The sequence below is a fragment of the Streptomyces sp. WAC 04229 genome (assembly GCF_003947455.1).
GTDB lineage: Bacteria > Actinomycetota > Actinomycetes > Streptomycetales > Streptomycetaceae > Streptomyces.
Window position 1 is genome coordinate 1 of sequence record NZ_QHJH01000021.1, and the last position, 23,444, is coordinate 23,444.

The 23,444-nt window shown below is 73.4% G+C and carries 28 protein-coding genes; 6 read left to right on the forward strand and 22 right to left on the reverse strand.

Features of this window, described 5'->3' with window-relative positions; all coding sequences use genetic code 11:
• Positions 1 to 251: 251 nt before the first annotated feature.
• From DMH12_RS08885 to DMH12_RS08905, 5 genes are read left to right on the forward strand one after another with little or no spacing between them, the layout of a single operon-like run.
• On the forward strand, positions 252 to 1,427 hold the full coding sequence (locus tag DMH12_RS08885) for an ADP-ribosylglycohydrolase family protein (RefSeq protein WP_125491060.1): 1,176 nt from the start codon (positions 252 to 254) through the stop codon (positions 1,425 to 1,427).
• On the forward strand, positions 1,424 to 2,587 hold the full coding sequence (locus tag DMH12_RS08890) for an ADP-ribosylglycohydrolase family protein (protein WP_125491009.1): 1,164 nt from the start codon (positions 1,424 to 1,426) through the stop codon (positions 2,585 to 2,587). Before DMH12_RS08885 ends, DMH12_RS08890 begins: the two co-directional genes overlap by 4 nt.
• Positions 2,587 to 3,969: an ADP-ribosylglycohydrolase family protein gene (locus DMH12_RS08895; RefSeq protein WP_125491010.1), complete on the forward strand. Its 1,383-nt coding sequence runs from the start codon at positions 2,587 to 2,589 to the stop codon at positions 3,967 to 3,969. The genes DMH12_RS08890 and DMH12_RS08895 overlap by 1 nt, the downstream gene beginning before the upstream one ends.
• Complete coding sequence (locus DMH12_RS08900; protein ID WP_125491011.1) at positions 3,951 to 5,183, forward strand: CaiB/BaiF CoA-transferase family protein; 1,233 nt, start codon at positions 3,951 to 3,953, stop codon at positions 5,181 to 5,183. The genes DMH12_RS08895 and DMH12_RS08900 overlap by 19 nt, the downstream gene beginning before the upstream one ends.
• On the forward strand, positions 5,180 to 6,004 hold the full coding sequence (locus DMH12_RS08905) for a CoA ester lyase (protein WP_125491012.1): 825 nt from the start codon (positions 5,180 to 5,182) through the stop codon (positions 6,002 to 6,004). The genes DMH12_RS08900 and DMH12_RS08905 overlap by 4 nt, the downstream gene beginning before the upstream one ends.
• A 61-nt stretch (positions 6,005 to 6,065) precedes the next feature.
• Here DMH12_RS08905 and lgt read toward each other — a convergent pair whose 3' ends face one another.
• From lgt to hisI, 11 genes are all read right to left on the reverse strand, one after another.
• Positions 6,066 to 7,082 (reverse strand): prolipoprotein diacylglyceryl transferase, encoded by a 1,017-nt coding sequence (lgt, locus tag DMH12_RS08910; protein ID WP_125491013.1) that lies wholly within the window; start codon positions 7,080 to 7,082, stop codon positions 6,066 to 6,068.
• 109 nt (positions 7,083 to 7,191) lie between these two features.
• Positions 7,192 to 7,965: a thioredoxin domain-containing protein gene (locus tag DMH12_RS08915; RefSeq protein ID WP_185832211.1), complete on the reverse strand. Its 774-nt coding sequence runs from the start codon at positions 7,963 to 7,965 to the stop codon at positions 7,192 to 7,194.
• An 86-nt stretch (positions 7,966 to 8,051) separates the two neighbouring features.
• Positions 8,052 to 8,867 carry a tryptophan synthase subunit alpha gene (gene trpA / locus DMH12_RS08920; protein ID WP_125491015.1) on the reverse strand — a complete coding sequence of 272 codons (816 nt, stop codon included), beginning with the start codon at positions 8,865 to 8,867 and terminating at the stop codon, positions 8,052 to 8,054.
• Positions 8,864 to 10,150, reverse strand: coding sequence for a tryptophan synthase subunit beta (trpB, locus tag DMH12_RS08925; RefSeq protein ID WP_125491016.1), 1,287 nt, complete (start codon positions 10,148 to 10,150; stop codon positions 8,864 to 8,866). The genes trpA and trpB overlap by 4 nt, the downstream gene beginning before the upstream one ends.
• A gap of 107 nt (positions 10,151 to 10,257) precedes the next feature.
• Positions 10,258 to 10,425 carry a tryptophan biosynthesis modulator TrpM gene (gene trpM / locus DMH12_RS08930; RefSeq protein WP_125491017.1) on the reverse strand — a complete coding sequence of 56 codons (168 nt, stop codon included), beginning with the start codon at positions 10,423 to 10,425 and terminating at the stop codon, positions 10,258 to 10,260.
• Between the two features lie 21 nt (positions 10,426 to 10,446).
• A complete protein-coding gene (trpC, locus tag DMH12_RS08935; protein WP_052841514.1) occupies positions 10,447 to 11,256 on the reverse strand; it encodes an indole-3-glycerol phosphate synthase TrpC in 810 nt (269 codons plus the stop codon).
• Between the two features lie 117 nt (positions 11,257 to 11,373).
• The gene (locus tag DMH12_RS08940; protein WP_125491018.1) at positions 11,374 to 11,826 is read right to left on the reverse strand and encodes a DUF2752 domain-containing protein; all 453 of its coding nucleotides are present in this window, start codon (positions 11,824 to 11,826) and stop codon (positions 11,374 to 11,376) included.
• Between the two features lie 93 nt (positions 11,827 to 11,919).
• Positions 11,920 to 12,171, reverse strand: coding sequence for an HGxxPAAW family protein (locus tag DMH12_RS08945; RefSeq protein WP_122614899.1), 252 nt, complete (start codon positions 12,169 to 12,171; stop codon positions 11,920 to 11,922).
• 108 nt (positions 12,172 to 12,279) lie between these two features.
• Complete coding sequence (locus DMH12_RS08950; protein ID WP_125491019.1) at positions 12,280 to 12,921, reverse strand: TIGR02234 family membrane protein; 642 nt, start codon at positions 12,919 to 12,921, stop codon at positions 12,280 to 12,282.
• A gap of 84 nt (positions 12,922 to 13,005) precedes the next feature.
• Entirely contained in the window at positions 13,006 to 14,496 is a 1,491-nt protein-coding gene (locus DMH12_RS08955) for an anthranilate synthase component I (RefSeq protein ID WP_185832214.1), read from the reverse strand.
• A gap of 20 nt (positions 14,497 to 14,516) precedes the next feature.
• Complete coding sequence (hisI, locus tag DMH12_RS08960; protein ID WP_125491021.1) at positions 14,517 to 14,936, reverse strand: phosphoribosyl-AMP cyclohydrolase; 420 nt, start codon at positions 14,934 to 14,936, stop codon at positions 14,517 to 14,519.
• 81 nt (positions 14,937 to 15,017) lie between these two features.
• Between hisI and DMH12_RS08965 the strand changes: the two genes are divergently transcribed.
• Positions 15,018 to 15,653 (forward strand): TIGR03085 family metal-binding protein, encoded by a 636-nt coding sequence (locus DMH12_RS08965; protein WP_125491022.1) that lies wholly within the window; start codon positions 15,018 to 15,020, stop codon positions 15,651 to 15,653.
• Between the two features lie 7 nt (positions 15,654 to 15,660).
• Here DMH12_RS08965 and DMH12_RS08970 read toward each other — a convergent pair whose 3' ends face one another.
• The 11 genes from DMH12_RS08970 to hisD all read right to left on the reverse strand — a co-directional run bounded on the left by DMH12_RS08970 (position 15,661) and on the right by hisD (position 23,322).
• Complete coding sequence (locus tag DMH12_RS08970) at positions 15,661 to 16,815, reverse strand: MFS transporter (protein ID WP_260474149.1); 1,155 nt, start codon at positions 16,813 to 16,815, stop codon at positions 15,661 to 15,663.
• 112 nt (positions 16,816 to 16,927) lie between these two features.
• A complete protein-coding gene (locus DMH12_RS08975; RefSeq protein WP_125491023.1) occupies positions 16,928 to 17,302 on the reverse strand; it encodes a hypothetical protein in 375 nt (124 codons plus the stop codon).
• The gene (locus DMH12_RS08980) at positions 17,299 to 17,517 is read right to left on the reverse strand and encodes a hypothetical protein (RefSeq protein ID WP_125491024.1); all 219 of its coding nucleotides are present in this window, start codon (positions 17,515 to 17,517) and stop codon (positions 17,299 to 17,301) included. Before DMH12_RS08980 ends, DMH12_RS08975 begins: the two co-directional genes overlap by 4 nt.
• Positions 17,518 to 17,584: 67 nt before the next feature.
• Positions 17,585 to 18,340, reverse strand: coding sequence for an imidazole glycerol phosphate synthase subunit HisF (gene hisF / locus DMH12_RS08985; RefSeq protein WP_125491025.1), 756 nt, complete (start codon positions 18,338 to 18,340; stop codon positions 17,585 to 17,587).
• Between the two features lie 16 nt (positions 18,341 to 18,356).
• Complete coding sequence (locus tag DMH12_RS08990; protein ID WP_125491026.1) at positions 18,357 to 18,752, reverse strand: RidA family protein; 396 nt, start codon at positions 18,750 to 18,752, stop codon at positions 18,357 to 18,359.
• Positions 18,749 to 19,474, reverse strand: coding sequence for a bifunctional 1-(5-phosphoribosyl)-5-((5-phosphoribosylamino)methylideneamino)imidazole-4-carboxamide isomerase/phosphoribosylanthranilate isomerase PriA (priA, locus tag DMH12_RS08995; RefSeq protein ID WP_125491062.1), 726 nt, complete (start codon positions 19,472 to 19,474; stop codon positions 18,749 to 18,751). The genes DMH12_RS08990 and priA overlap by 4 nt, the downstream gene beginning before the upstream one ends.
• A gap of 17 nt (positions 19,475 to 19,491) precedes the next feature.
• Positions 19,492 to 20,142, reverse strand: coding sequence for an imidazole glycerol phosphate synthase subunit HisH (gene hisH, locus DMH12_RS09000; protein ID WP_125491027.1), 651 nt, complete (start codon positions 20,140 to 20,142; stop codon positions 19,492 to 19,494).
• On the reverse strand, positions 20,133 to 20,297 hold the full coding sequence (locus tag DMH12_RS38980; protein WP_163015643.1) for a hypothetical protein: 165 nt from the start codon (positions 20,295 to 20,297) through the stop codon (positions 20,133 to 20,135). The genes hisH and DMH12_RS38980 overlap by 10 nt, the downstream gene beginning before the upstream one ends.
• Before the next feature lie 3 nt (positions 20,298 to 20,300).
• The gene (gene hisB / locus DMH12_RS09005) at positions 20,301 to 20,894 is read right to left on the reverse strand and encodes an imidazoleglycerol-phosphate dehydratase HisB (protein WP_055416452.1); all 594 of its coding nucleotides are present in this window, start codon (positions 20,892 to 20,894) and stop codon (positions 20,301 to 20,303) included.
• Positions 20,891 to 22,000, reverse strand: coding sequence for a histidinol-phosphate transaminase (locus DMH12_RS09010; RefSeq protein WP_125491028.1), 1,110 nt, complete (start codon positions 21,998 to 22,000; stop codon positions 20,891 to 20,893). The genes hisB and DMH12_RS09010 overlap by 4 nt, the downstream gene beginning before the upstream one ends.
• Positions 21,997 to 23,322: a histidinol dehydrogenase gene (hisD, locus tag DMH12_RS09015; RefSeq protein ID WP_125491029.1), complete on the reverse strand. Its 1,326-nt coding sequence runs from the start codon at positions 23,320 to 23,322 to the stop codon at positions 21,997 to 21,999. Before hisD ends, DMH12_RS09010 begins: the two co-directional genes overlap by 4 nt.
• Positions 23,323 to 23,444 lie beyond the last annotated feature (122 nt).

Genomic DNA, 23,444 nt, shown 5'->3' on the forward strand with positions numbered 1-23,444 from the left:
CCCGGCGACACCCCGCTCCCCGGCGACCGGCCCTCGCCGGAGCCCGTCACGACCCCGCCTGCGCCGGGCGGCCAAGCCGCCGACGCACTCCGGACACCGCAAGCCGCACCGCTCGCGAGCCCGCCCGACCAGGGCACCCTCGTGCCCGGGGCGGGCACGGAGGTGTGGCCGTGAGCGGGGTCCGGCCCGGCGTGGAGACGACGGTGACCACCGCGTACGTCGAGGCGCCCGGGGAGTCGGCGCCCGCCGGGATGGGCCAGCGCCCCGGGCCCGAGACCGAGGTCCCCCGTGCGGTGCCGGGCCGCGACCGGGTCGAGGGGCTGCTCCTCGGTCTGGCCGCCGGGGACGCGGCCGGCTGGCCCGCCGCCCGGCACCGGGCCGCCCGGATGCCGGAGTGGACGCGCCGCCTCACCCGCGAGCTGGACACCTTCGCCGAGCAGAACGCGACCACCACCCTCCCGGTCCCCATCGCCCTGAACCAGCCCCCCGAGCCCCTGCGCCTCGGCCCCTCGGACGACGCCGAGTGGGCGGCGTTCGCGGCCGAGGCACTGCTGCGGGCCGGCGACGACAGCGTGCTCGGCGACCTGAGCCGGGACCGCCGGATGCGCGCGGCGATCGACCTGACCTGGAACGCCGTCGCCAGCGAGGTGGCCGCGGCGACGGAACGCGCCCCGGAGGCCGAGTCGGCCGTACTGCCGCTGCGCGCCCGCATCTCGGTACGGGCCGGGCTCGGCAACCTCGCCGCGGGCCTGCGCCCGCCCGCCACCGGCCACGACAACCCGCACTACTTCGACGACGCCGCCTGCGTCCGGGCCTGCGTGCTCGCCGTCGCGCACCCGGGCGACCCGCGCCTCGCGGCGGACCTCGCCGAGTTCGACGCCCGCTACACCCAGGACGGCGACGGCGTGCACGGCGCGCGGGCGATGGCGGCGGCGCTGGCCGGCGCCCTCACCGGCGCCGACGTGGACACCTGTGTGGCGGCCGCCCTCGCCGAACTGCCCGAGGGGACGGAGATCGGCCGCAACGCCCGCCAGGCACTGGCCCTGGCGGCGGACGCCGAGAGCACCTTCGCCCTCGTCCCGCTCCTCGAGCACCAGATCGTCGACCACGTCTACAGCTACGGCATCGCCGCCGCCGAGACCGTCCCGGTCGCCCTCGCCCTGGCCACCGCCGCCCGGGGCGTCCTCGCGGAGGCGGTCCCGGCGGCGGCCTGTCTGTCCAGGGTCGCGGACTCCGCCCCCGCGCTGGCGGGCGCCCTCACCGGCGCGCTGGGCGGCGGCACCTCGGTGCCCGCGTCCTGGCGGGACACCTGCCGCACCCTCCCCGGCTGCGTACTGCCCAGGCTCACCGGCACCGACCTCGTCGAACTCGCCGGACTCCTGCACGCCACGCAGCCGACCCGACCCGAAGGAGGACGCACGACATGACAGCCCGCACCCCGCGGCCCGGCCCGGCGACCCTGGAGGAGCGCGTCACCGGCGCCCTCGTCGGCGCGGCCGTCGGCGACGCGCTCGGCGGCCCGGTCGAGGGCTACTCCCCCGAGCAGATCCTCGAACGCCACGGCGGCCGGATCCACGGCGTCGTCGGCCCCTGGAACGGCGACGCCTGGCGCACCGCCCGGCCCCTCGCGCCGTACCACAAAGGCGACGGCCACGTCACCGACGACACCCTGATGACCCACGCGCTGGTCCGCGTGTACGGCACGGTCCGCGACCACCTCGACGCGTACGCGGTCGCCGAGCACCTGGTCCCGGACCTGATGACGCACCCCCGCTGGATCCCGGAGCTGGAGACCGAGGCGCTCCCGCTCCAGCGGATCTTCCTCGCGGAGAAGTGGCTGGTGGCGCGGATCCACTACGGCCACGTGGACCCGCGCGAGGCGGGCACCGGCAACATCGTCAACTGCGGTGCCGCGATGTACATGGCGCCGGTCGGCCTGGTCAACGCCGCCCACCCGGCGGGGGCGTACGCCGAGGCCCTGGACGTCGCGGGCGCGCACCAGTCGTCGTACGGCAGGGAGGCGGCCGGTGTCTTCGCGGCGGCGGTGGCCGCGGCCTGCGCGCCGGGCGCGACGCCGGACTCCGTGGTGGCCGCCTGTCTGTCCCTGGCCAAGGACGGCACGCGGGCCGCGATCGAGGCGGTCTGCGACGTGGCCGCGCGGTACTCGGACTTCGAGTCGGCGCTGGCCCCGCTGCGGGAGGCGGTCACCCCGTACGACACGGTGGGCTCCGACTACCGCGCGCCCTCGCTGGGCGCCCGCCGCCCGTCCCGGCTGCACGCGATCGAGGAACTGCCCGTCGCCCTCGGCATGCTCCTCGTCTCCGGCGGCGACTGCCGGCACGCGGTGCTCGGCGCGGTCAACTACGGCCGCGACTGCGACTCCATCGCCACGATGGCGGGCGCGCTGGCCGGGGCGCTGGGCTCACCGGTCCCCGAGGAGTGGGCCAAGCGGGTCGCGGAGGCCAGTCGGCTCGACCTGTGGGAACCGGCCGCGACGCTGAGCGCGGTCGCCCGGGAGGTCTTCGAGCGGGACCTGGCGCGGCGCCGCGAGCACGAGCGGGCGTTCGGCGCGATCGGGGGTCCGTGATGCTCCGGCTGACCTGGGTGCAGCCCGAGGACCTGATCGGCCACGAGCTGCGCCAGGCGGCCCTGGAGGGCCGCGACGCGTCGGCGGTCGCCGCCCGCTGGGAGGCGGCGGGCGGCGACCCGGCCCCCGACCGCGCGGGCGCGTCGCCCCGGCCCGCCTCCCGCCGACTCCGGCTCCTGGCCGAGGAACTGCTGGACGACCTGGCCGGGCTGGCGAACCCGACCGCCGCCGCGGAACCGACCGACCTCGACCGGATCCGGGCCCTGTGCCCCGACTGGCCGGCACCGGCCGCCCCGCCGGCCTCGTCCTTGTCCCCGGCCCGGCTGGAGGCCGCCTGGCTGGGCCGGGCGGCGGGCTGCCTGCTCGGCAAACCCGTCGAGAAGCTCCCGCTGACCGGCATCCGCCGCATCGGCCGCGCCACCGGAAACTGGCCCCCGACCGGCTACTTCACCGCCCGGGGCCTCCCCGCGGACCTCGCGTCCGCCCACCCCTGGAACCGCCGCTCCGCCGCCACCTCCCTCGCCGAGAACATCGACGGGATGCCCGAGGACGACGACCTCAACTACCCCCTCCTCAACCTCCTGCTCCTCCAGCGTCACGGCAGGAACTTCAGCACCGCCGACGTGGCCCGCGTGTGGCTCGACGAGCTCCCCGCCGGCCGCACCTTCACCGCCGAGCGCGTCGCCTACCGCAACCTGCTCTCCGGCCTGGAACCCCCCGCCACCGCCCACCACCGCAACCCCTTCCGCGAGTGGATCGGCGCCCTGATCCGCGCCGACGTGCACGGCTGGACCAACCCCGGCGACCCGGCCGCCGCGGCCGACCAGGCCCACCGCGACGCCGCCCTGACCCACACCGCGAGCGGCGTCCACGCGGCCATGTTCGCCGCGGCCGTCATCGCCACCGCCGCCACCGGCACCCACGACGTGCACACCTGCCTGCGCACCGGCCTCGCGGTCGTCCCGCCCGGCTCCCGCCTGTCCGCGGCCGTGCGCCACGCCGTCCGCCTCGCCCAGGCGCACGCCGACTTCGACACGGTCGTGGACGAGCTGCACGCCCGCCACTCCCCCACCCACCACTGGGTGCACGCCGTGCCCAACACCGCCCTGATCGCCGCCGCCCTCACCCACGCGGACGGCGACTTCACCGGCTCGGTCTCCCGCGCGGTCTCCGGGGGCTGGGACACCGACTCCAACGGCGCCACCGTCGGCGGCGTCGCCGGACTCCTCGCCGGCTCCCCCGCCGCCCTGCCCGAGCACTGGACGGGCCCGCTGAAGAACCGCCTGGCCACGTCGGTCGGCGACTTCGACGGCACCGGCTTCGACACCCTCGCCCACCTCACCCACCGGGAGGCCACCCGCCCATGTCCCAGCCCGCCGTGAACGCCGTCCCCGGCTCCGTCACCACCGCCTCCGCCCCGCTCACCGGTCTGCGGGTGCTCGACCTCGCCACCCTCTTCGCGGGACCGCTCGCCGCCACCATGCTCGGCGACTTCGGCGCCGAGGTGGTCAAGGTCGAACACCCCTCCCGGCCCGACCCGTCCCGGGGCCACGGCCCGTCCAAGGACGGCATCGGCCTGTGGTGGAAGATCCTGGGCCGCAACAAGCGCACGATCACCCTGGACCTGTCGAAGCCCGCCGGGCGCACCACCCTGCTGCGCCTCGTCTCGACCGCGGACGTCGTCATCGAGAACTTCCGTCCCGGCACGCTGGAGAAGTGGGACCTGGGCTGGGACGAGCTGTCCGCCGTCAACCCCCGCCTGGTCCTCACCCGGGTCACCGGCTTCGGCCAGTTCGGCCCGTACGCCCGCCGCCCCGGCTTCGGCACCCTCGCCGAGGCCATGAGCGGCTTCGCCGCGATGACCGGCGAACCGGACGCCCCGCCGACGCTGCCCCCGTTCGGGCTCGCCGACTCGATCGCCGCGCTGGCGACGTCGTACGCCGTGATGACGGCGCTGGCCGCGCGCGAACGCACCGGCGAGGGGCAGGTCGTCGACATGGCGATCATCGAGCCGATCCTCACCGTCCTGGGCCCGCAGCCCACCTGGTACGACCAGCTCGGCCACGTCCAGCCGCGCACCGGCAACCGCTCGCAGAACAACGCCCCGCGCAACACCTACCGCACCGCCGACGGCACCTGGGTCGCCGTGTCCACCTCGGCCCAGTCGGTCGCCGAGCGGGTGATGCGCCTGGTGGGCCGTCCGGAGCTGATCGACGAGCCCTGGTTCGCGTCCGGTGCCGACCGGGCCCGCCACGCCGACGTCCTGGACGCGGCGGTCGGCGACTGGATCGCCCGGCACAGCCGTGCCGACGTGCTCGCCGCCTTCGAGAAGGCCGAAGCGGCCGTGGCCCCGATCCAGGACGTGCGGGACGTGATGACCGACCCGCAGTACCAGGCGCTCGACACCGTCACCACCGTCGACGATCCCGAGCTGGGCCCGCTGCGCATGCAGAACGTCCTCTTCCGGCTCTCCGCGACCCCGGGCGCCATCCGCTGGGCGGGCCGTCCGCACGGCGCGGACACGGAGGAGGTGCTGACCGAGCTGGGGCTGACCCCGGCGGACGTGAAAGAGCTGCGTGAGGAGGGCGTCGTATGACCGCACCCCCGCTGACCTGGCTGTACGCGCCCGGGGACCGGCCCCGGGTGGTCGCCAAGGCGCTGGCCGCCGGGGCCGACGTCGTGGTGGTCGACCTGGAGGACGCGGTCGCCCCGGACCGCAAGGCGTACGCCCGCGAGGCCACCGCGGAACTGCTCACCGAGCCGCAGCCGGTGCCGGTGCACGTCCGCGTCAACGCCCTGGACGGCCCGCTGGCCGCCGCGGACCTGCGGGCGCTGGCCGCGCTGCCGGGGCTGTCCGGCCTGCGGCTGCCCAAGGTGACGTCCCCCGAGCAGATCACCGGCGTGGCGGCGGCCACCGGCGGGCCGCCCCTGTACGCGCTGCTGGAGACCGCCCTGGGAGTGGAGCGGGCGTACCCGATCGCCGCGGCCCATCCGGCGCTGCGCGGCATCGCCCTCGGGGAGGCGGACCTCCGGGCCGACCTGGGCGTGCACGGGGACACCGGCCTCGACTGGTCGCGCTCCCGGGTGGTGGTGGCCGCGCGGGCGGCCGGCCTGGCGCCGCCGTCGCAGACGGTGCATCCGGACACCCGGGACCTGGAGGGCCTGGCGGCGTCCTGCGCGCACGGCCGCGCCCTGGGTTTCCTCGGCCGCGCCGCGATCCACCCCCGCCAGCTGCCGATCATCGAGCGGGCGTACCTGCCGACCGAGCGGGAGCTGGAGGAAGCGGAGACCGTCGTCAAGGCGGCCAGCGTCCAGCCGGGCGCGCAGGCACTGCCGGACGGCCGGTTCGTCGACGCGGCGGTGGTGGCGACGGCCCGGCGCACCCTGTCGCTGGCCCGGCGGCCCGTCCTGTCCTGACACGCGCCGAGGGCGCCCGGTGAAGATCCGGGCGCCCTCGGTGACGTCGTACGGCGGGCCGTCAGCCCTTCTTGGCGGAGTCGGCGCCGTCCTTCACGTCCCGCGCGTCGTCCGCGTCGCCGGCCGCCTCGTCCGGAGTCCCGGCGTCGTCCTCCGTGGCACCGGACCCGGCGTCCTCGTCGGTGGTGTCCGCGTCCGCCTTCGCGTCGTCCCCGGCGGAGCTTTCGGCCCCCTCGGCACCGTCGGCGCCGTCGGACGGCCCGGCACCCGGCTCGACCACGGCCTCCCGGCCCGGACGCGACCGCGCCGAGAGCACCATGTAGACCACGGCGAGCACGAAGACGAGCAACGCGGTCCAGTTGTTGAGCCGCAGGCCGAGGATGTGGTGGGCGTCGTCGACGCGCATGTACTCGATCCAGAACCGGCCCGCGCAGTAGGCGGCGACGTACAGGGCGAACGCCCGGCCGTGGCCCAGCTTGAAGCGGCGGTCGGCCCAGATGACGAGGGCGGCGACACCGATGCACCACAGCGACTCGTACAGGAACGTCGGGTGGTAGGTGCCCGGGACCCGCCCGTCGGTCGTCGAGGTGATCTCCACGGCCCACGGCAGGTCGGTCGCCTTGCCGTACAGCTCCTGGTTGAACCAGTTGCCCCAGCGGCCGATGGCCTGCGCGAGGGCGATGCCGGGGGCGACGGCGTCGGCGTACGCCGGCATCGGGATGCCCCGGCGGCGGGCGCCGATCCAGGCGCCCAGCGCGCCGAACGCGATCGCGCCCCAGATGCCGAGGCCGCCCTCCCAGATCTTGAAGGCGTCGACCCAGTCACGGCCCTCGCTGAAGTACAGCTGGTAGTCCGTGATCACGTGGTAGAGCCGGCCGCCGATCAGGCCGAAGGGCACGGCCCAGACCGCGATGTCGGCCACCGTGCCCGGCCGCCCGCCCCGGGCGATCCAGCGGCGGTTGCCGAGCCAGACGGCAACGAAGACACCGATGATGATGCAGAACGCGTAGCCGCGCAGCGGGATGGGACCGAGGTGCAGCACCCCGCGCGACGGGCTGGGAATGAAGGCAAGTTCCATGGCAGGGTCGACGCTACCGTGTCGGACGGGAGGCGCGGCGGGCAGCCCGGCTACGGGTCCGTAACGAGCGCGCGCGTCACGGCGCCGCGCCTGCCCACCGCCGCCCGCCCTACTTGTTGGCGTCCTCCACCATCTGCTTCAGCTTGGCCGGGGTCATCGACTGGTCCTGGTAGATGTTCGTGCCGTCGAGGAGCACGGTCGGGGTGCCGCTGAAGCCGCCGTTCTGGAAGGCCTTGTTGGACTTCTCCACCCAGCTGTTGTGCCTGCCGTTCTTCACGCACTCCTGGAACGGGGTGGTGTCGAGGCCGTCGACCTTGCCCGCCAGGTCGATCAGCCGGCCCTCGTCGGCGAAGGCGTCGTCGCTCTCGGGCGGCTGGTTGGTGAACAGCACGTCGTGGTACGGGGCGAACTTCCCGGCGTCCTGGGCGCAGGCGGCGGCATTGGCGGCCTTGCGGGAGCCGGTACCGCCCATGTTGCCGTCGATGATGGTCGCCAGGTGATACTCGACCTTGAGCTGTCCGGACTCGGTCAGCTCGTGGATCGTGTCGCGGTACGCCAGCTCGAAGCCCTTGCAGGCCGGACAACGGAAGTCTTCCCAGACGGTGAGCGTCGACTTGGCGCCGTCCTCACCGACGGGGATCGCGAGGGCGTCCTTGCCCTGCGCGCCCGAGGGCGCCACGACCGGTCCGGCCGAGTCGCTGCCGTCGTCCTTGCCCGCGTTCGCCGCGACGACGCCGATCACCGCCGCGAGCCCCAGGACGCAGACCACGCTCGCGCCGACGATCAGCGCGCGGCGGCGCCTGTCCCTGGACCTGTGCTTCTCGCGCTCGGCCGCCAGCTTCTCCCGGGCGGTGCGCTTTCCCTGTCGGTTCTTCTCGCTCACACCCCGCAGAACGAACCGGGGAGGCGCAGCGCGCCTCCCCGGTCGAAGGTCCACCCGTACGAGGGACCCTGGTCACGTGCCCGTCGTCACGCCTTTCCGCGTACGCCCTTCGCGAGGTCGGCGGCGAGGGCGCGGACGCCTTCCAGGCCGGCCGCGTCGTCGGGGGCGTCCAGCATGCGCTTGACGAACGCCGAGCCGACGATCACGCCGTCGGCGAAGCCCGCCACCTCGGCGGCCTGTGCCGCGTTGGAGACGCCGAGTCCGACGCAGACCGGGATGTCGGTGGTGGCGCGGGTGCGCCGCACCAGGTCCTCGGCCTGCGCGCCGACCGACTCACGGGTGCCGGTGACGCCCATGAGGGAGGCGGCGTAGACGAAGCCGCTGCCGGCCTCGGTGATCTCGGCGAGCCGCGTGTCCTTGCTGCTGGGCGCGACCACGAAGACGGTGGCGAGCCCGTGCTTCTCCGCGTGCTCCCTCCACAGCGCCGACTCCTGGACCGGCAGGTCGGGCAGGATGCACCCGGCGCCCCCGGCCTCGGCCAGCTCGGCGGTGAACCGCTCGACGCCGTAGCGGTCGATGGGGTTCCAGTACGTCATGACGAGGATCGGCTTGCCGGTGGCGGCGTGGGCCTCCCGGACCGTGCGCATCACGTCGGCGATGCGGACACCGCCCTTGAGGGCGATGTCGTCGGCGGTCTGGATGACCGGGCCGTCGAGCACCGGGTCGCTGTGCGGCAGGCCCACCTCGACGACGTCGGCGCCGCCGTCGAGCGCGGCCTTGATCGCCTCGATGCCGCCGTCGACGGTCGGGAACCCGGCCGGGAGGTAGGCGATGAGGGCGGCGCGGCCCTCGGACCTGGCGCCCGCGAGGGTGTCGTTCAGCAGCTGTACGTTCCCGCTCACTTGGCGTCCCCCTCGATCTCCGCGGTGGTGCCGGCCTCGTCGGCGGCGACCTCGGCGTCCGTGTCGTACAGCCCGAAGTAGCGGGCGGCGGTGTCCATGTCCTTGTCGCCGCGGCCGGACAGGTTGACGACGATCAGCCCGTCCTTGCCCAGCTCCTTGCCGACCTCCAGGGCGCCGGCCAGCGCGTGGGCGCTCTCGATGGCCGGGATGATGCCCTCGGTGCGCGAGAGCAGGCGCAGGGCCTGCATGGCGGCGTCGTCGGTGACCGCGCGGTACTCGCCGCGGCCGGAGTCCTTGAGGTAGGAGTGCTCGGGGCCGATGCCCGGGTAGTCCAGACCGGCCGAGATCGAGTACGGCTCGGTGATCTGGCCCTCGTCGTCCTGGAGGACGTAGGAACGGGAGCCGTGCAGGATGCCGGGTTCGCCCGCGGTCAGGGTGGCCGCGTGCTCGCCGGTCTCCACGCCGTGCCCGGCGGGCTCGCAGCCGATGAGGCGGACGTCCGCGTCGGGGATGAAGGCGTGGAAGAGACCGATGGCGTTGGAGCCGCCGCCGACGCAGGCGATCGCGGCGTCGGGGAGGCGTCCGGCCTGCTCCAGGAGCTGGCGGCGGGCCTCGACGCCGATGACGCGGTGGAAGTCGCGCACCATCGCCGGGAAGGGGTGCGGTCCGGCGACGGTGCCGAAGAGGTAGTGCGTGCGGTCGACGTTGGCGACCCAGTCGCGGAACGCCTCGTTGATGGCGTCCTTCAGGGTGCGGCTGCCGGACTTCACGGCGATGACCTCGGCGCCGAGCATCCGCATGCGGGCCACGTTCAGGGCCTGGCGCTGGGTGTCGATCTCGCCCATGTAGATGGTGCAGTCGAGGCCGAAGAGGGCGCAGGCGGTGGCGGTGGCGACGCCGTGCTGTCCGGCGCCGGTCTCGGCGATCACCCGGGTCTTGCCCATGCGCTTGGTGAGCAGGGCCTGGCCGAGCACGTTGTTGATCTTGTGCGAGCCGGTGTGGTTCAGGTCCTCGCGCTTGAGGAAGACGCGGGCACCTCCGGCGTGCTCGGCGAAGCGGGGAACCTCGGTGAGGGAGCTGGGGCGGCCGGTGTAGTGGACGAGGAGGTCGTCCAGTTCGCGGGCGAACTCCGGGTCGGACTTGGCCTTGTCGTACTCGACGGCGACCTCGTCGACCGCCGCGACGAGGGCCTCGGGGATGAACTTGCCGCCGAACGCGCCGAAGTAGCCCTCGGCGGAGGGAACTTGACCCTCGGAGTCGGGAATGAAGAAGGTGCTGGGCATGCGGAAGCCTCACGGTGAGTGTCTGGTGATGACTGATCGCCGTGGGGGCGAGGACAAGTGGTCGGGCTGCCGGCCGTGGACGGCTGGTCGTGCAGTTCCCCGCGCCCCTATGGGACGCGCTGCCATCGCATGCCGTTGACCTGCCCGGGCTCGTCGCCGATGACGTACCGCACCCGGCGGCCGTGCACCCTGCGGGCGGGTGCGCGGCAGCCTCGGGGACGGCAGCCGCGCGCGAGGCGGGCGTACCGGTCCACGGGGGTCATGGTGGCAGTCATCGAGGGTCAGCCTAGCGAAGGTCAGCCGCGGCCGTGGCGCAATGCCGGGTGTTCGCCGGCGGCGACCAGGTCGGAGACCGCGGTCTTCGGGTCGCGGCCGGTGACCAGGGACTCGCCGACCAGAACGGCGTCGGCGCCCTCGTTGGCGTAGGCGATGAGGTCGTGCGGGCCGCGGACGCCGGACTCGGCGACCTTGACGATGTGCGCGGGGATCTCCGGGGCGACCCTTTCGAAGGTGCCGCGGTCGACCTCCAGGGTCTTCAGGTTGCGCGCGTTGACGCCGATGACCTTGGCGCCGGCGTCCACCGCGCGCTCGACCTCGTCCTCGTCGTGCACCTCGACGAGCGGGGTGAGGCCGATGGACTCGGCGCGCTCGATCAAGGACTCCAGAGCCGGCTGGTCGAGCGCCGCGACGATCAGCAGCACGAGGTCGGCGCCGTGCGCGCGGGCCTCCCACAGCTGGTACGAGGTGACGACGAAGTCCTTGCGCAGCACGGGGATGTCCACTCGGGCGCGGACGGAGTCCAGGTCGGCCAGCGAGCCGCCGAAGCGGCGCTCCTCGGTGAGGACGGAGATGACGGCGGCGCCGCCCGCCTCGTAGTCCGCGGCGAGTCCGGCGGGGTCGGCGATGGCGGCCAGCGCGCCCTTGGACGGGCTGGAGCGCTTGACCTCGCAGATGACCTTGACGCCGTCGCCGCGCAGGGCGGCCACACCGTCCTTCGCGGGGCGGGCCTTGGCCGCGCGCTCCTTGAGCTCGTCGAGGCTGACGCGCGCCTGCCGCTCCGCGAGGTCGGCACGGACTCCGTCGATGATCTCGTCGAGCACACTCACGCGAGCGGCCCCCTTTCAGACGGCGAAACCGGTGGTCACTGTGATGGTATCCGGAGCGGGGCACAGGGCTCGCATCCGGCCGCCGCCGGTCCCATTACCTGGACATTCATCGGATGATCAAGGACGGAGCCAGCCACCGAACGGCAGGTTCCGGACAACCGTGAAGACCAGCAGCAACGTCCCGAGCGCCCACAGGTGGACCGGCCCCAGTTCGACCCGCAGCGGCCGGCCGCGTGCCGCTCGGACCACCCAGACGGTCCACAGGACGGCGAACCCCAGATAGCCCAGGACCGCCGTCGCGTTGGCCTGCAGCGCGGCGAGCACGTCCCCGTGGACGAAGGCGTGGGCGCTGCGCAGGCCGCCGCAGCCGGGGCAGAGGATCCCCGTGAAGCGCAGCAGGGGGCAGACGGGGTAGTGCCCGGGTTCGTTGGGGTCCACGGCACCCACGTACGCGAAGGCTCCCGCGACGGACGCGAGTACCGCGGCCGGGACGGCGAGGCGGGCGGACCGGCCCTTCGGTACGGCACCGGTCGGGGTCGGCTGTGCGGTCTCGGCGTCCACGCCCCGCATTCTGCCCCCGGTGGTCCCCACGCGCACGTGAGGGGCGGTCCCGGCACCTTGTGCCGCTCCGCCCCTCCGGTGGGTCCGTGACGCCGTGCGGGGTCAGCCCTTGGCGTCGGCCGTGGCGCGCTCGCCGGCGACCTGGTGCACGGGGTGGCTGTGCTTCGGCTGGCCGAGGCCCATCATCCGCATGATGTAGCCCACCACACCACCGAGGGCGACGACCGCGAGGCCGGCCCAGAAGCCCGCCGGCTGGGCCGCCACCATGAACAGGCCCGCGATGCAGAAACCGATGAAGGCGATGATGACACCGGTCCAGGCGGCCGGGGTGTGACCGTGGCTGCTGCCCGCCATTGCTTGCTCCTCGTTGCTGTGTGCCGTGTCTGAGCAGGACGCTCGTACCCATTGTCCCGCACCCCCGCACGCGCCGTGAGCGGGGGTGCTCCGCAGGGGGGCGGCGCGTCAGGCGCTGGTGGGGTCCTCGCCGCGGTCGATGGCCTTCCAGAGGTCCTCGGGACGGTCCGGGTCCACGGTCTGCGGCTTGCGGCGCGGGCGCGGGGTGCCGTCGCGCTCGTAGCGGCCGGACATCGCGGGCCACTGGCGGCCGTAGCGCAGCGCGAGCAGCCCGGCGAGCAGCAGCAGGGCGCCGCCCACGGCCGCGACGTACGGCCAGGCGGTGTGCGAGAGGACGTCCACGGTGGCCGAGGTGTCGCCGGCGGCCTTCGCGGCCTGGTCGTCCAGCGCGGAGCTGTCGGAGGCGCCGGCCAGAGCGGCGGCGATGGTGCCCGCGCCGCTCAGCGCGAGCAGGCCGGCCACCGCGAAGCGGCCCGCGCGGCGGACGGCGAACACGGCGACGAGCGCGGCGAGCCCCACTATGGCCAGCGCCGCGGGCACGCCCGTGACGTCGCTGCCCTTGGCGGTCAGGGGAAACGCGCCGCCGGCCACCGTCGCGGTGCCCTCCGCCCACTCCTGCCGGGTGGCGAGCAGGGCGACGGCGGCGCCGAGCGCACCGCACAGCAGGGCGACGGCGAGGCTCCGCCGGCCGGCCCGGGCGGGTCCTGCGGCTGGGGTACGGGGGTGAGGAACGGCTGTCACGTACTCCACTATCACCCGAACCCCGGGCGAACCGTCACCCGGGGTTCGGATTGGCCGGCGTGAGAATCGCCCCACCGCTCCGGCGGGTTGGCCCTATTGCGCCAGCCGGTTGGCCGTGTGTACGGCGCGCAGCACCGCCGCCGCCTTGTTGCGGCACTCGGTGTCCTCGGCGAGGGGGTCGGAGTCGGCGACGATGCCGGCGCCCGCCTGGACGTAGGCGGTGCCGTCGCGCAGCAGCGCGGTGCGGATGGCGATGGCGGTGTCGGAGTCGCCCGCGAAGTCGAGGTAGCCGACGCAGCCGCCGTACAGGCCGCGCCGGGAGGGTTCGAGTTCGTCGATGATCTGGAGGGCGCGCGGCTTGGGGGCGCCGGAGAGGGTGCCGGCCGGGAAGCAGGCGGTGAGGACGTCGAAGGCGGTGCGGCCGGGGGCGACCCGTCCGGTGACCGTCGAGACGATGTGCATGACGTGCGAGTACCGCTCGACGGACATGAAGTCGACGACCTCGACGGAGCCGGGCTCGCAGACCCGGCCGAGGTCGTTGCGTCCGAGGTCGACGAGCATCAGGTGCTCGGCCCGCTCCTTGGGGTCGGCGAGCAGTTCGTCGGCGAGGGCCTGGTCCTCCTGCGGGGTGGCGCCGCGGGGCCGGGTGCCGGCGATGGGGTGCACCATGGCGCGGCCGTCCTCGACCTTGACCAGGGCCTCGGGCGACGACCCGACGACGTCGAAGCCGTCCAGGCGGAGCAGGTACATGTACGGGGAGGGGTTGGTGGCCCGCAGCACCCGGTACACGTCCAGCGCGCTCGCGGTGCAGGGCGTCTCGAACCGCTGGGAGGGGACGACCTGGAAGGCCTCCCCCGCGCGGATGCGCTCCTTGATGTCCTCGACGGCCTCCTGGAAGTCGGGGCCGCCCCACAGCGCGGTGTACTCGGGCAGCTCGGACGGCGGCAGCGCGGCCGGGGGCTGGGCGACCGCGCGCGTGAGGTCGGCCTCCATGACGTCCAGACGGGCGATCGCGTCGGCGTAGGCCTCGTCGACGCCGGTCTCCAGGTCGTTGTGGTTGATCGCGTTGGCGATCAGCAGGACCGAGCCCTCCCAGTGGTCCATGACGGCGAGGTCGCTGGTGAGGAGCATGGTCAGCTCGGGGAGCTTCAGGTCGTCCCGCTCCCCCGGGCCGACCTTTTCCAGGCGGCGCACGATGTCGTAGCCGAGGTAGCCGACCATGCCGCCGGTGAAGGGCGGCAGGCCCAGGTCGTGGGCGAGGTCGCGGGGGGTGTGCAGGGCCTCGACGGTGGCGCGCAGCGCGGCGAGCGGGTCCCCGTCGGTGGGGACGCCGACGGGCGGGGTGCCCTGCCAGTGCGTCTGCCCGTCCTTCTCGGTGAGGGTGGCGGCGCTGCGGACGCCGACGAAGGAGTACCGGGACCAGGATCGTCCGTTCTCGGCGGACTCCAGCAGGAAGGTGCCGGGGCGCTCGGCCGCCAGCTTGCGGTACAGCGCCACGGGGGTGTCGCCGTCGGCGAGGAGCTTGCGGCTCACCGGGATCACGCGGCGGTCGGCGGCCAGCTTGCGGAAGGTCGGGAGATCCATGTCGTCCATGGCGGCAGACCCTACTGACCCGCGGCGGGCTCGCCGGAACCCGCGCCGTCGGTGCCCTCGGCCGCCTCGGCGAGGAGCACGTCGGCGTCGAAGCAGGTGCGGGCGCCGGTGTGGCAGGCGGCGCCGACCTGGTCGACCTTGACCAGGACGGTGTCGGCGTCGCAGTCCAGGGCGACGGACTTCACCCACTGGAAGTGCCCGGAGGTGTCGCCCTTGATCCAGTACTCCCGCCTGCTGCGCGACCAGTAGGTGCAGCGTCCCGTGGTCAGCGTGCGGTGCAGTGCCTCGTCGTCCATCCAGCCGAGCATCAGCACCTCTCCGGTGTCGTACTGCTGGGCGATGGCGGGCAGGAGGCCGTCGGCGCTGCGCTTGAGGCGGGCCGCGATCTCCGGGGCGAGCGGGCTGGGCGGCCGGGGGGAGCTGCTGGTCATGCGCCCATTGTGCCGCGCGGGTCGGACACACCCCGGGGCTGTCCATTGGGCGGACCCGTCCCGGCGCCGTAGGCTGGCCGCATGTCGACTTTCGCCAAGCGTGAACGACTTCTGCTCGCGGACCTGTTGGAGACGGCGGGCCCGGACGCGCCGACCCTGTGCGAGGGCTGGCGGACCCGCGACCTCGCCGCGCACGTGGTGGTGCGCGAGCGCCGGCCGGACGCCGCCGGGGGCACCCTGATCAAGCAGCTGGCGTCCCGGCTCGACCGGGTGATGGAGGAGTACGGGGCGAAGCCGTACGAGGAGCTGCTCCAGCTGATCCGCACCGGCCCGCCCAGGTTCTCGCCGTTCCAGCTCAAGCAGGTGGACGAGGCGGCGAACACGGTGGAGTTCTACGTCCACACCGAGGACGTCCGCCGGGCCCGGCCCGACTGGTCGCCGCGCGAGCTGGACCCGGTCTTCCAGGACGCCCTGTGGTCCCGCCTGGAGCGCGCCGCCCGGCTGATGGGCCGGGGCGTCCCGACGGGCCTCGTCCTGCGCCGCCCCAACGGCCAGACGACCGTCGCCCACCGGGGCACGCCGGTGGTGACGGCCACCGGCGAGCCGTCCGAACTGCTGCTGTTCGCGTACGGCCGTCAGGAGGCGGCGAACGTGGAACTGGAGGGCGAGAAGTCCGCGATCGCGAGGCTGCGGGAGACGAGGCAGCTCGGCATCTGATCCGCGCTCACCTCGGCAGTTCGGCGCGCCGCAGGCCCGGCGTGCACAGGGCGACCGCTCCGCCCAGGGCGCAGACCAGCGCGCTGACGGCGAAGACCGGACCGGTGCCCCAGACGCCGACGGCGGCGGCGGACAGCGGCATGCTCAGGGGCGCGATCCCGAGGCTGACGATGCCGGCCACGGCCGTGACGCGCCCCAGGTAGGCGGGGTCCGTCTGCGTCTGCAGCAGGGCCCCGCACATGGCGCCGCTGAGGCCGGTGAGCAGCCCCACGAGCACGGCGACGCCGACGGCCGCGGAGAGGGCGGACACCTGGGCGAGGGCGGCGATGGCGGCGGCACCGGGGATGATGGCCCCGGCGGTGACCAGCCCTGCGCGCGGGACGCGTCCGCGCACCGCCAGCAGCAGCGCGGCCGCCCCCGCACCGGTGCCGAAGCCGCCGAGCACCCAGCCCATCCCGGAGGCGCCCCAGCCGCGCTCGTCCGCGAGCAGGGTGAGGCCGACGTTGAGCGGGCCGACGAAGCCGAGGTCACCCAGGGCGATGGTGATCATCAGCGGGGCGAGGACGCGGTGCCGGCGGATGTGGCGGAGGCCGGCCCGCAGGTCGCGCCAGGCGGTGGTGTCGTTCCGGGCGGTGGTCTCGTCGGGCGGCAGCTCGCGTACCCGTACGGAGACCAGCAGCGGCACGGAGAGGGCGATCAGCAGCCCCGCGCACGCGAAGGCGGCGGCCGAACCGCCCACCGCCACCCCGAGCCCGCCGAGCGGGGCGCCCACCACGGCGGCGAAGCGGATGCCGAGGCCGCGCATGCCCTGCACCCGGGCGAGCTGGTCCTTGGTGGTCATCCGGGCCGGGAGCGCGCCGACCGCGGGCAGGAACACGGCGTCGACGGTGCCGAAGACGACGGCGAGCAGCGCGAGCAGCCAGAGCCCGGGATCGGTCACGAAGAGCACGGCGGCCACCGCGAGGACCGTGCCGCACCGTACGGCGTCGCTGCCGATGACGACCCGGCGCGGTCCGAACCGGTCGGCGACCACGCCGCCGCCCAGCATGAGCAGCGCCCGCGGCACCGCGCTCACGGCGGTGACGATCCCGGCCTGCGCGGCGGTGCCGTTCTGCACGGCGGCCCACGACAGCGCGAGGTAGAAGACCATGTCGCCGACCATGGAGAGCGTGTAGGCGGCGACCCAGCGCAGGACGTTGGGGTCGCGGTGGGCGGGGCGCCCCGTCGCGAGGGACGCCCCGCGGTCGGGTATGTCCGTGAGGTCGGTCACCGGTTCATTCAGCCCAGTCGCGGAGCAGGCGGGCGGTCTCGGGGAGGTCGGCCTCGTCGCTGCGGATGTCGGAGACGAGCTTGGCCCAGTCGCCGGGCCTTGGATCGAGCGGCGTCCCCGAGGCCTCCATGTACGCGCGGATGCAGCCGATGCCGATCGACGCGTTGTAGTCCGTGAACGGCCTGAGTCTCAGAGCGGTGTGCAGGAACGTCGCAGCCCGGCTCGGGATCTCTTCGTAATAAGGCTCCCCCGCCACCCGCTCATACCTGTGCCTCTCGGCCATACAGTGCAACGCGCCCCAGTCCCGGATGGGCGTGTTCGACGGTGAGACCTCCACCTGAACGCAGAGGACCCATCCTGCATCGACGTAGAGCGTCACCGAAGTCCCACCGGGAAGCGCTCCTCGAAGTCGGCCATGATCTCGCGGGCGTACTTGGAGGCCCCCTCCACGAACCGCTGCTTCTGCCGCCGACGCACCACGTCCTCGGTCAGTATGTCGTGCGCCAGCCGCTTGATCGCGACGCCCTGCTCCTTGGCCTCCGCGCGCAGCTCGGCCAGCTCTTCCTCGGTGAACTCGATCGTGATCCCAGGCATATGAGCACGTTAGCCAACTCGGAACCATGATCACTACCGCGCTCACTACCAGGAGCTACACCCCGAACTACCGAACGGGATGCCCCGCCCCGCGCAGCGTGTCCTTCACCTGGCCGATCCGCAGGTCGCCGAAGTGGAAGACGGATGCCGCCAGGACCGCGTCCGCGCCCGCCGCCACGGCGGGCGGAAAGTCGGTGAGGCGGCCCGCGCCGCCGGAGGCGATCACCGGGACGGACACGTGCTTGCGCACCGCCTCGATCATCTCCAGGTCGTAGCCGTCCTTGGTGCCGTCCGCGTCCATCGAGTTCAGCAGGATCTCCCCCGCGCCCAGCTCCGCGGCCCGGTGCGCCCACTCCACCGCGTCGATGCCGGTGCCGCGCCGGCCGCCGTGGGTGGTCACCTCGAAGGTGCCCGCCTCGGTGCGCCGCGCGTCCACCGACAGCACGAGGACCTGGCGGCCGAACCGCTCGGCGATCTCGCGGATCAGGTCGGGCCGCGCGATGGCGGCCGTGTTCACGCCCACCTTGTCCGCGCCGGCCCGCAGCAGCTTGTCGACGTCGTCGGCGGTGCGCACGCCGCCGCCGACGGTCAGCGGGATGAACACCTGCTCGGCGGTGCGCCGCACCACGTCGTAGGTCGTCTCCCGGTTGCCCGACGAGGCGGTGATGTCCAGGAACGTCAGCTCGTCGGCGCCCTCGGCGTCGTACACCTTGGCCATCTCGACGGGGTCGCCGGCGTCGCGCAGGTTCTGGAAGTTCACGCCCTTGACGACCCGGCCGTCGTCCACGTCCAGGCAGGGGATGACTCGGACCGCCAGGGTCATGAATCCACGGCTCCTCTTACTGTCCTCTGAATGCTTCCAGTTCCACCGACACCAGCACCCGCGAGTCGATGAAGCCCTCGACGACCAGCAGGGTCGTCACCGGGCGTACGGCGTCGAACAGCTCCTTGTGGGCGCGGCCCACCGCATCGACGTCGCGCGAATGTGCCAGGCACACACGCGTCCGGATCACGGACTCGATGCCGAGCCCGAACTCACCGATCGCCTCGACCGCGGTGGCGAAGGCCACCTTGGTCTGTTCGTACGGGTCGCCGTCGCCATACAGCACGTCGCCCCTGAAGGCGGTCGTGCCGGCCACGATGACATGATCACCCGCCGCCACGGCCCGTGCGAAACCGAAGGACTCTTCCCAGGGACTTCCGCTCTGCACACGCCGTACGGCTTCGGATGTCATGGCGACACAGCCTCCAAGGCTTCTTCCAGGGTGAACGCCTTCGCGTACAGGGCCTTCCCGACGATGGCCCCCTCGACACCGGCCGGGACGAGACCGGCGATGGCGCGCAGGTCGTCCAGGGAGGAGACGCCGCCGGAGGCGACGACCGGGCGGTCGGTGGCCGCGCAGACGTTCTTCAGGAGCTCCAGGTTGGGGCCCTGGAGGGTACCGTCCTTGGCGATGTCGGTGACGACGTACCGGGCGCAGCCCTCCTTGTCGAGGCGGGCCAGCGTCTCGTAGAGGTCGCCGCCGTCGCGGGTCCAGCCGCGGCCGCGCAGCGTGGTGCCGCGTACGTCGAGACCGACGGCGATCTTGTCGCCGTGCTCGGCGATGATCCCGGCGACCCACTCGGGGGTCTCCAGGGCGGCCGTGCCCAGGTTCACCCGCGTGCAGCCGGTGGCGAGCGCGGCGGCGAGCGTGTCGTCGTCGCGGATGCCGCCGGACAGCTCGACCTTGATGTCCATGGCCTTCGCGACCTCGGCGATCAGCGCACGGTTGTCCCCGGTGCCGAACGCGGCGTCCAGGTCGACGAGGTGCAGCCACTCGGCGCCGGAGCGCTGCCAGGCGAGGGCCGCCTCCAGCGGGGAGCCGTAGGAGGTCTCGGTGCCGGACTCGCCGTGCACGAGGCGGACGGCCTGGCCGTCGCGGACGTCGACGGCGGGGAGGAGTTCGAGCTTGCTCATCTCTACCGGGCTCATCTCTACAGGGTCTCGATCCAGTTGGTGAGGAGCTGCGCTCCCGCGTCACCGGACTTCTCGGGGTGGAACTGCGTGGCCCACAGGGCGCCGTTCTCCACGGCGGCCACGAAGGGCTTGCCGTGCGTGGACCAGGTGACCTTGGGCGGGGCGATCAGCGGGTTGAGCGACTCCTGGGTCCAGTCGTGGACGGCGTAGGAGTGCACGAAGTAGAAGCGGGCGTCCGCGTCCAGGCCCGCGAAGAGCTGGGAGTCGGCCGGCGCGTCGACGGTGTTCCAGCCCATGTGGGGCACGATGTCGGCCTGGAGCGGGCCGACGGTGCCGGGCCACTCGTCCAGGCCCTCGGCCTCCACGCCGTGCTCGATACCGCGCGCGAACAGGATCTGCATGCCCACGCAGATGCCCATCACCGGGCGGCCGCCCGACAGCCTGCGGTCCACGACCCAGTCGCCGCGGGCCGCCTTGAGGCCGTCCATGCAGGCGGCGAAGGCGCCGACGCCGGGGACCAGCAGGCCGTCGGCGTTCATGGCCTTGTCGTAGTCACGGGTGATCTCGACGTCGGCGCCCGCGCGCGCGAGGGCGCGCTCGGCGGAACGGATGTTGCCGAAGCCGTAGTCGAAGACGACGACCCGCTTGGCGGGGGAGGTCAATTCCACACCTCCAGGCGCAGCACGCCCGCGAACAGACACATCGCGGCACCGATGGAGAGCAGCACGATCAGGCCCTTGGGCATCTGCTGCTTGGCGAAGGAGATGATGCCGCCGATGAAGAACAGGCCGACGACGATCAGCGCGGTGGACGTACCGTTCATGGGTTAGAGCGCGCCCTTCGTGGAAGGCAGGATGCCGGCCGCGCGCGGGTCGCGCTCGCTGGCGTAGCGCAGGGCCCGGGCCAGCGCCTTGAACTGGCACTCCACGATGTGGTGCGCGTTGCGCCCGTAGGGCACGTGCACGTGCAGCGCGACCTGGGCCTGGGCGACGAAGGACTCCAGGATGTGCCGGGTCATCGTGGTGTCGTACTCGCCGATCATCGGCGCCATCTTCTCGGGCTCGGTGTGCACGAGGTAGGGGCGCCCGGAGAGGTCCACGGTGACCTGGGCGAGGGACTCGTCCAGCGGGACCGTGCAGTTGCCGAAGCGGTAGATGCCCACCTTGTCGCCGAGGGCCTGCTTGAAGGCGGCGCCCAGCGCGAGGGCGGTGTCCTCGATGGTGTGGTGGGAGTCGATGTGCAGGTCGCCGTCGGTCTTCACGGTCAGGTCGAACAGACCGTGGCGGCCGAGCTGGTCGAGCATGTGGTCGTAGAAGCCGACGCCGGTGGCGATGTCGGTCTTCCCGGTGCCGTCGAGGTCGATCTCGACGAGGACCGAGGTCTCCTTGGTCGTACGCTCCACGCGTCCCACGCGGCTCATGTGTTCTGCTCCTTCTTGACTTCACGTACCGCGTCGAGGAACGCGTCGTTCTCCTCCGGAGTTCCGGCGGTGACCCGCAGCCACCCCGGTACGCCGTTGTCCCGGACCAGCACGCCCCGGTCGAGGATCTTCCGCCAGGCCTCATGGGAGTCCGCGAACCGCCCGAACTGGACGAAGTTGGCGTCGGACTCGGTCACCTCGTAGCCGGTGGCGCGCAGTTCGGCGACCAGCCGGTCCCGCTCGGTCTTGAGCTGCTCGACGTACTTCAGCAGCGTGTCCGTGTGTTCCAGGGCGGCCAGCGCGGTCGCCTGGGTCACGGCCGAGAGGTGGTACGGCAGCCGTACGAGCTGGACGGCGTCGACGACGGCCGGGTGCGCGGCGAGGTAACCCAGGCGCAGGCCCGCCGCGCCGAACGCCTTCGACATGGTGCGGGAGATCACGAGGTGGGGCCGGCCGTCCAGCAGCGGCAGCAGCGAGGCGCCGTGGCTGAACTCGATGTAGGCCTCGTCCACGACGACCATCGAGGGCTTCGCCGCCTGGGCGGCCTCGTACAGGGCGAGGACGGTCTCGGCCGGGACGGCGTTGCCGGTGGGGTTGTTGGGGGTGGTGATGAAGACCACGTCCGGGCGGTGCTCGGCGAGGGCGCGCTCGGCGGCGGGCACGTCGATGGTGAAGTCGTCGTGGCGCGGCCCGGAGATCCAGCCCGTGCCGGTGCCGCGCGCGATGAGGCCGTGCATCGAGTACGAGGGTTCGAAGCCGATCGCGGTGCGGCCCGGGCCGCCGAAGGTCTGCAGCAGCTGCTGGATGACCTCGTTGGAGCCGTTGGCCGCCCAGACGTTGCCCGTGTCCAGCGGGTGGCCGGAGGTCTTCGTCAGGTACTCGGCGAGCCCGGTGCGCAGCTCGACCGCGTCCCGGTCCGGATAGCGGTTGAGGTCGCGGGCGGCCTCGCGGACCCGCTCGGTGATCCGCTCGACCAGCGCCTCGGGCAGCGGGTAGGGGTTCTCGTTGGTGTTCAGCCGTACCGGCACGTCCAGTTGGGGCGCGCCGTAGGGGGACTTGCCGCGCAGCTCGTCCCGTACGGGGAGGTCGTCGATTCCGAACGTCACTTGCTCTCCGGGACCTTCCACTCGAACCTCGCCTTGATCGCCGCCCCGTGCGCGGGCAGGTCCTCGGCCTCCGCCAGCGTCACCACGTGGTGCGCGACCTCGGCGAGCGCGTCGCGCGTGTAGTCGACGATGTGGATGCCGCGCAGGAAGGACTGCACGGACAGGCCCGAGGAGTGGCAGGCGCAGCCGCCGGTGGGCAGGACGTGGTTGGACCCGGCCGCGTAGTCACCGAGGGAGACGGGCGCCCAGGGGCCGACGAAGACCGCGCCGGCGTTCTTCACCCGGTCGGCGAGGGCGGCGGCGTCGGCGGCCTGGATCTCCAGGTGCTCGGCGCCGTAGGCGTTCACGACGCGCAGGCCCTCGTCCAGGCCGTCGACCAGGACGATCGCGGACTGGCGGCCCTTCAGGGCGGGGACGATCCGGTCGTCGATGTGCTTGGTGGCCTCGACCTGCGGCTGGAGTTCCTTCTCGACCGCGTCCGCCAGCTCCACGGAGTCGGTGACCAGGACGGCGGCGGCCAGCGGGTCGTGCTCGGCCTGGCTGATCAGGTCGGAGGCGACGTGCACCGGGTCGGCGGTGGCGTCGGCGAGGACCGCGATCTCGGTCGGGCCGGCCTCGGCGTCGATGCCGATCTTTCCGGTGAAGTAGCGCTTGGCGGCGGCGACCCAGATGTTGCCGGGGCCGGTGACCATCATGGCGGGCGGGCAGGACTCGGTGCCGTACGCGAACATCGCGACGGCGGTGGCGCCGCCCGCCGCGTACACCTCGTCGACGCCGAGCAGGGCGCAGGCGGCGAGGATGGTCGGGTGCGGCAGGCCGTCGAACTCGGCCTGGGCGGGCGAGGCGAGGGCGACCGACTCGACGCCCGCCTCCTGCGCGGGGACCACGTTCATGATCACGGACGACGGATAGACCGACCGGCCGCCGGGTGCGTAGAGCCCGACCCGCTCGACCGGCACCCACTTCTCGGTGACCGAGCCGCCGGGCACGACCTGCGTGGTGTGGGTGGTGCGGCGCTGCTCGCGGTGGACGAGCCGGGCGCGGCGGATGGACTCCTCCAGGGCCGCGCGCACGGCCGGGTCCAGCTCCTCCAGCGCGCGCGTGAGCGCGGCCGCCGGGACCCTGACCTGGTCCAGCCGGACCCCGTCGAACTGCTCGGCGAAGTCGATCAGCGCCGCGTCGCCCCGATGATGCACGGCCTCGCAGATCGGACGCACCTTCTCCAGGGCGGCCGAGACGTCGAAGTCGGCTCGGGGCAGCAGGTCGCGCAGAGCGGGGCCCTCGGGGAGGGCGTCGCCGCGCAGATCGATTCGGGAGATCACGGAACCAATTCTCTCAGACCCGCGTCGGGCACGGTTCGCGCGTATCAATGGCTGATACAGAACGCGGCGGCCCCGCGCGGCCCACGGGCAACTCACCCGAATCGGTGCTCACTTTGAGTGTT

Excerpts from the sequence above, each read along its gene's own strand:
- DMH12_RS08885 (WP_125491060.1), top strand. The coding sequence starts at position 252 with ATGGGCCAGCGCCCCGGGCCCGAGACCGAGGTCCCCCGTGCGGTGCCG.
- DMH12_RS08890 (WP_125491009.1), top strand. The coding sequence starts at position 1,424 with ATGACAGCCCGCACCCCGCGGCCCGGCCCGGCGACCCTGGAGGAGCGC.
- DMH12_RS08895 (WP_125491010.1), top strand. The coding sequence starts at position 2,587 with ATGCTCCGGCTGACCTGGGTGCAGCCCGAGGACCTGATCGGCCACGAG.
- DMH12_RS08900 (WP_125491011.1), top strand. The coding sequence starts at position 3,951 with ATGTCCCAGCCCGCCGTGAACGCCGTCCCCGGCTCCGTCACCACCGCC.
- DMH12_RS08905 (WP_125491012.1), top strand. The coding sequence starts at position 5,180 with ATGACCGCACCCCCGCTGACCTGGCTGTACGCGCCCGGGGACCGGCCC.
- lgt (WP_125491013.1), bottom strand. The coding sequence starts at position 7,082 with ATGGAACTTGCCTTCATTCCCAGCCCGTCGCGCGGGGTGCTGCACCTC.
- trpB (WP_125491016.1), bottom strand. The coding sequence starts at position 10,150 with ATGCCCAGCACCTTCTTCATTCCCGACTCCGAGGGTCAAGTTCCCTCC.
- trpM (WP_125491017.1), bottom strand. The coding sequence starts at position 10,425 with ATGACTGCCACCATGACCCCCGTGGACCGGTACGCCCGCCTCGCGCGC.
- DMH12_RS08940 (WP_125491018.1), bottom strand. The coding sequence starts at position 11,826 with ATGCGGGGCGTGGACGCCGAGACCGCACAGCCGACCCCGACCGGTGCC.
- DMH12_RS08945 (WP_122614899.1), bottom strand. The coding sequence starts at position 12,171 with ATGGCGGGCAGCAGCCACGGTCACACCCCGGCCGCCTGGACCGGTGTC.
- DMH12_RS08955 (WP_185832214.1), bottom strand. The coding sequence starts at position 14,496 with ATGGATCTCCCGACCTTCCGCAAGCTGGCCGCCGACCGCCGCGTGATC.
- hisI (WP_125491021.1), bottom strand. The coding sequence starts at position 14,936 with ATGACCAGCAGCTCCCCCCGGCCGCCCAGCCCGCTCGCCCCGGAGATC.
- DMH12_RS08965 (WP_125491022.1), top strand. The coding sequence starts at position 15,018 with ATGTCGACTTTCGCCAAGCGTGAACGACTTCTGCTCGCGGACCTGTTG.
- DMH12_RS08970 (WP_260474149.1), bottom strand. The coding sequence starts at position 16,815 with ATGGTCGGCGACATGGTCTTCTACCTCGCGCTGTCGTGGGCCGCCGTG.
- DMH12_RS08980 (WP_125491024.1), bottom strand. The coding sequence starts at position 17,517 with ATGCCTGGGATCACGATCGAGTTCACCGAGGAAGAGCTGGCCGAGCTG.
- hisF (WP_125491025.1), bottom strand. The coding sequence starts at position 18,340 with ATGACCCTGGCGGTCCGAGTCATCCCCTGCCTGGACGTGGACGACGGC.
- DMH12_RS08990 (WP_125491026.1), bottom strand. The coding sequence starts at position 18,752 with ATGACATCCGAAGCCGTACGGCGTGTGCAGAGCGGAAGTCCCTGGGAA.
- priA (WP_125491062.1), bottom strand. The coding sequence starts at position 19,474 with ATGAGCAAGCTCGAACTCCTCCCCGCCGTCGACGTCCGCGACGGCCAG.
- DMH12_RS38980 (WP_163015643.1), bottom strand. The coding sequence starts at position 20,297 with ATGAACGGTACGTCCACCGCGCTGATCGTCGTCGGCCTGTTCTTCATC.
- hisB (WP_055416452.1), bottom strand. The coding sequence starts at position 20,894 with ATGAGCCGCGTGGGACGCGTGGAGCGTACGACCAAGGAGACCTCGGTC.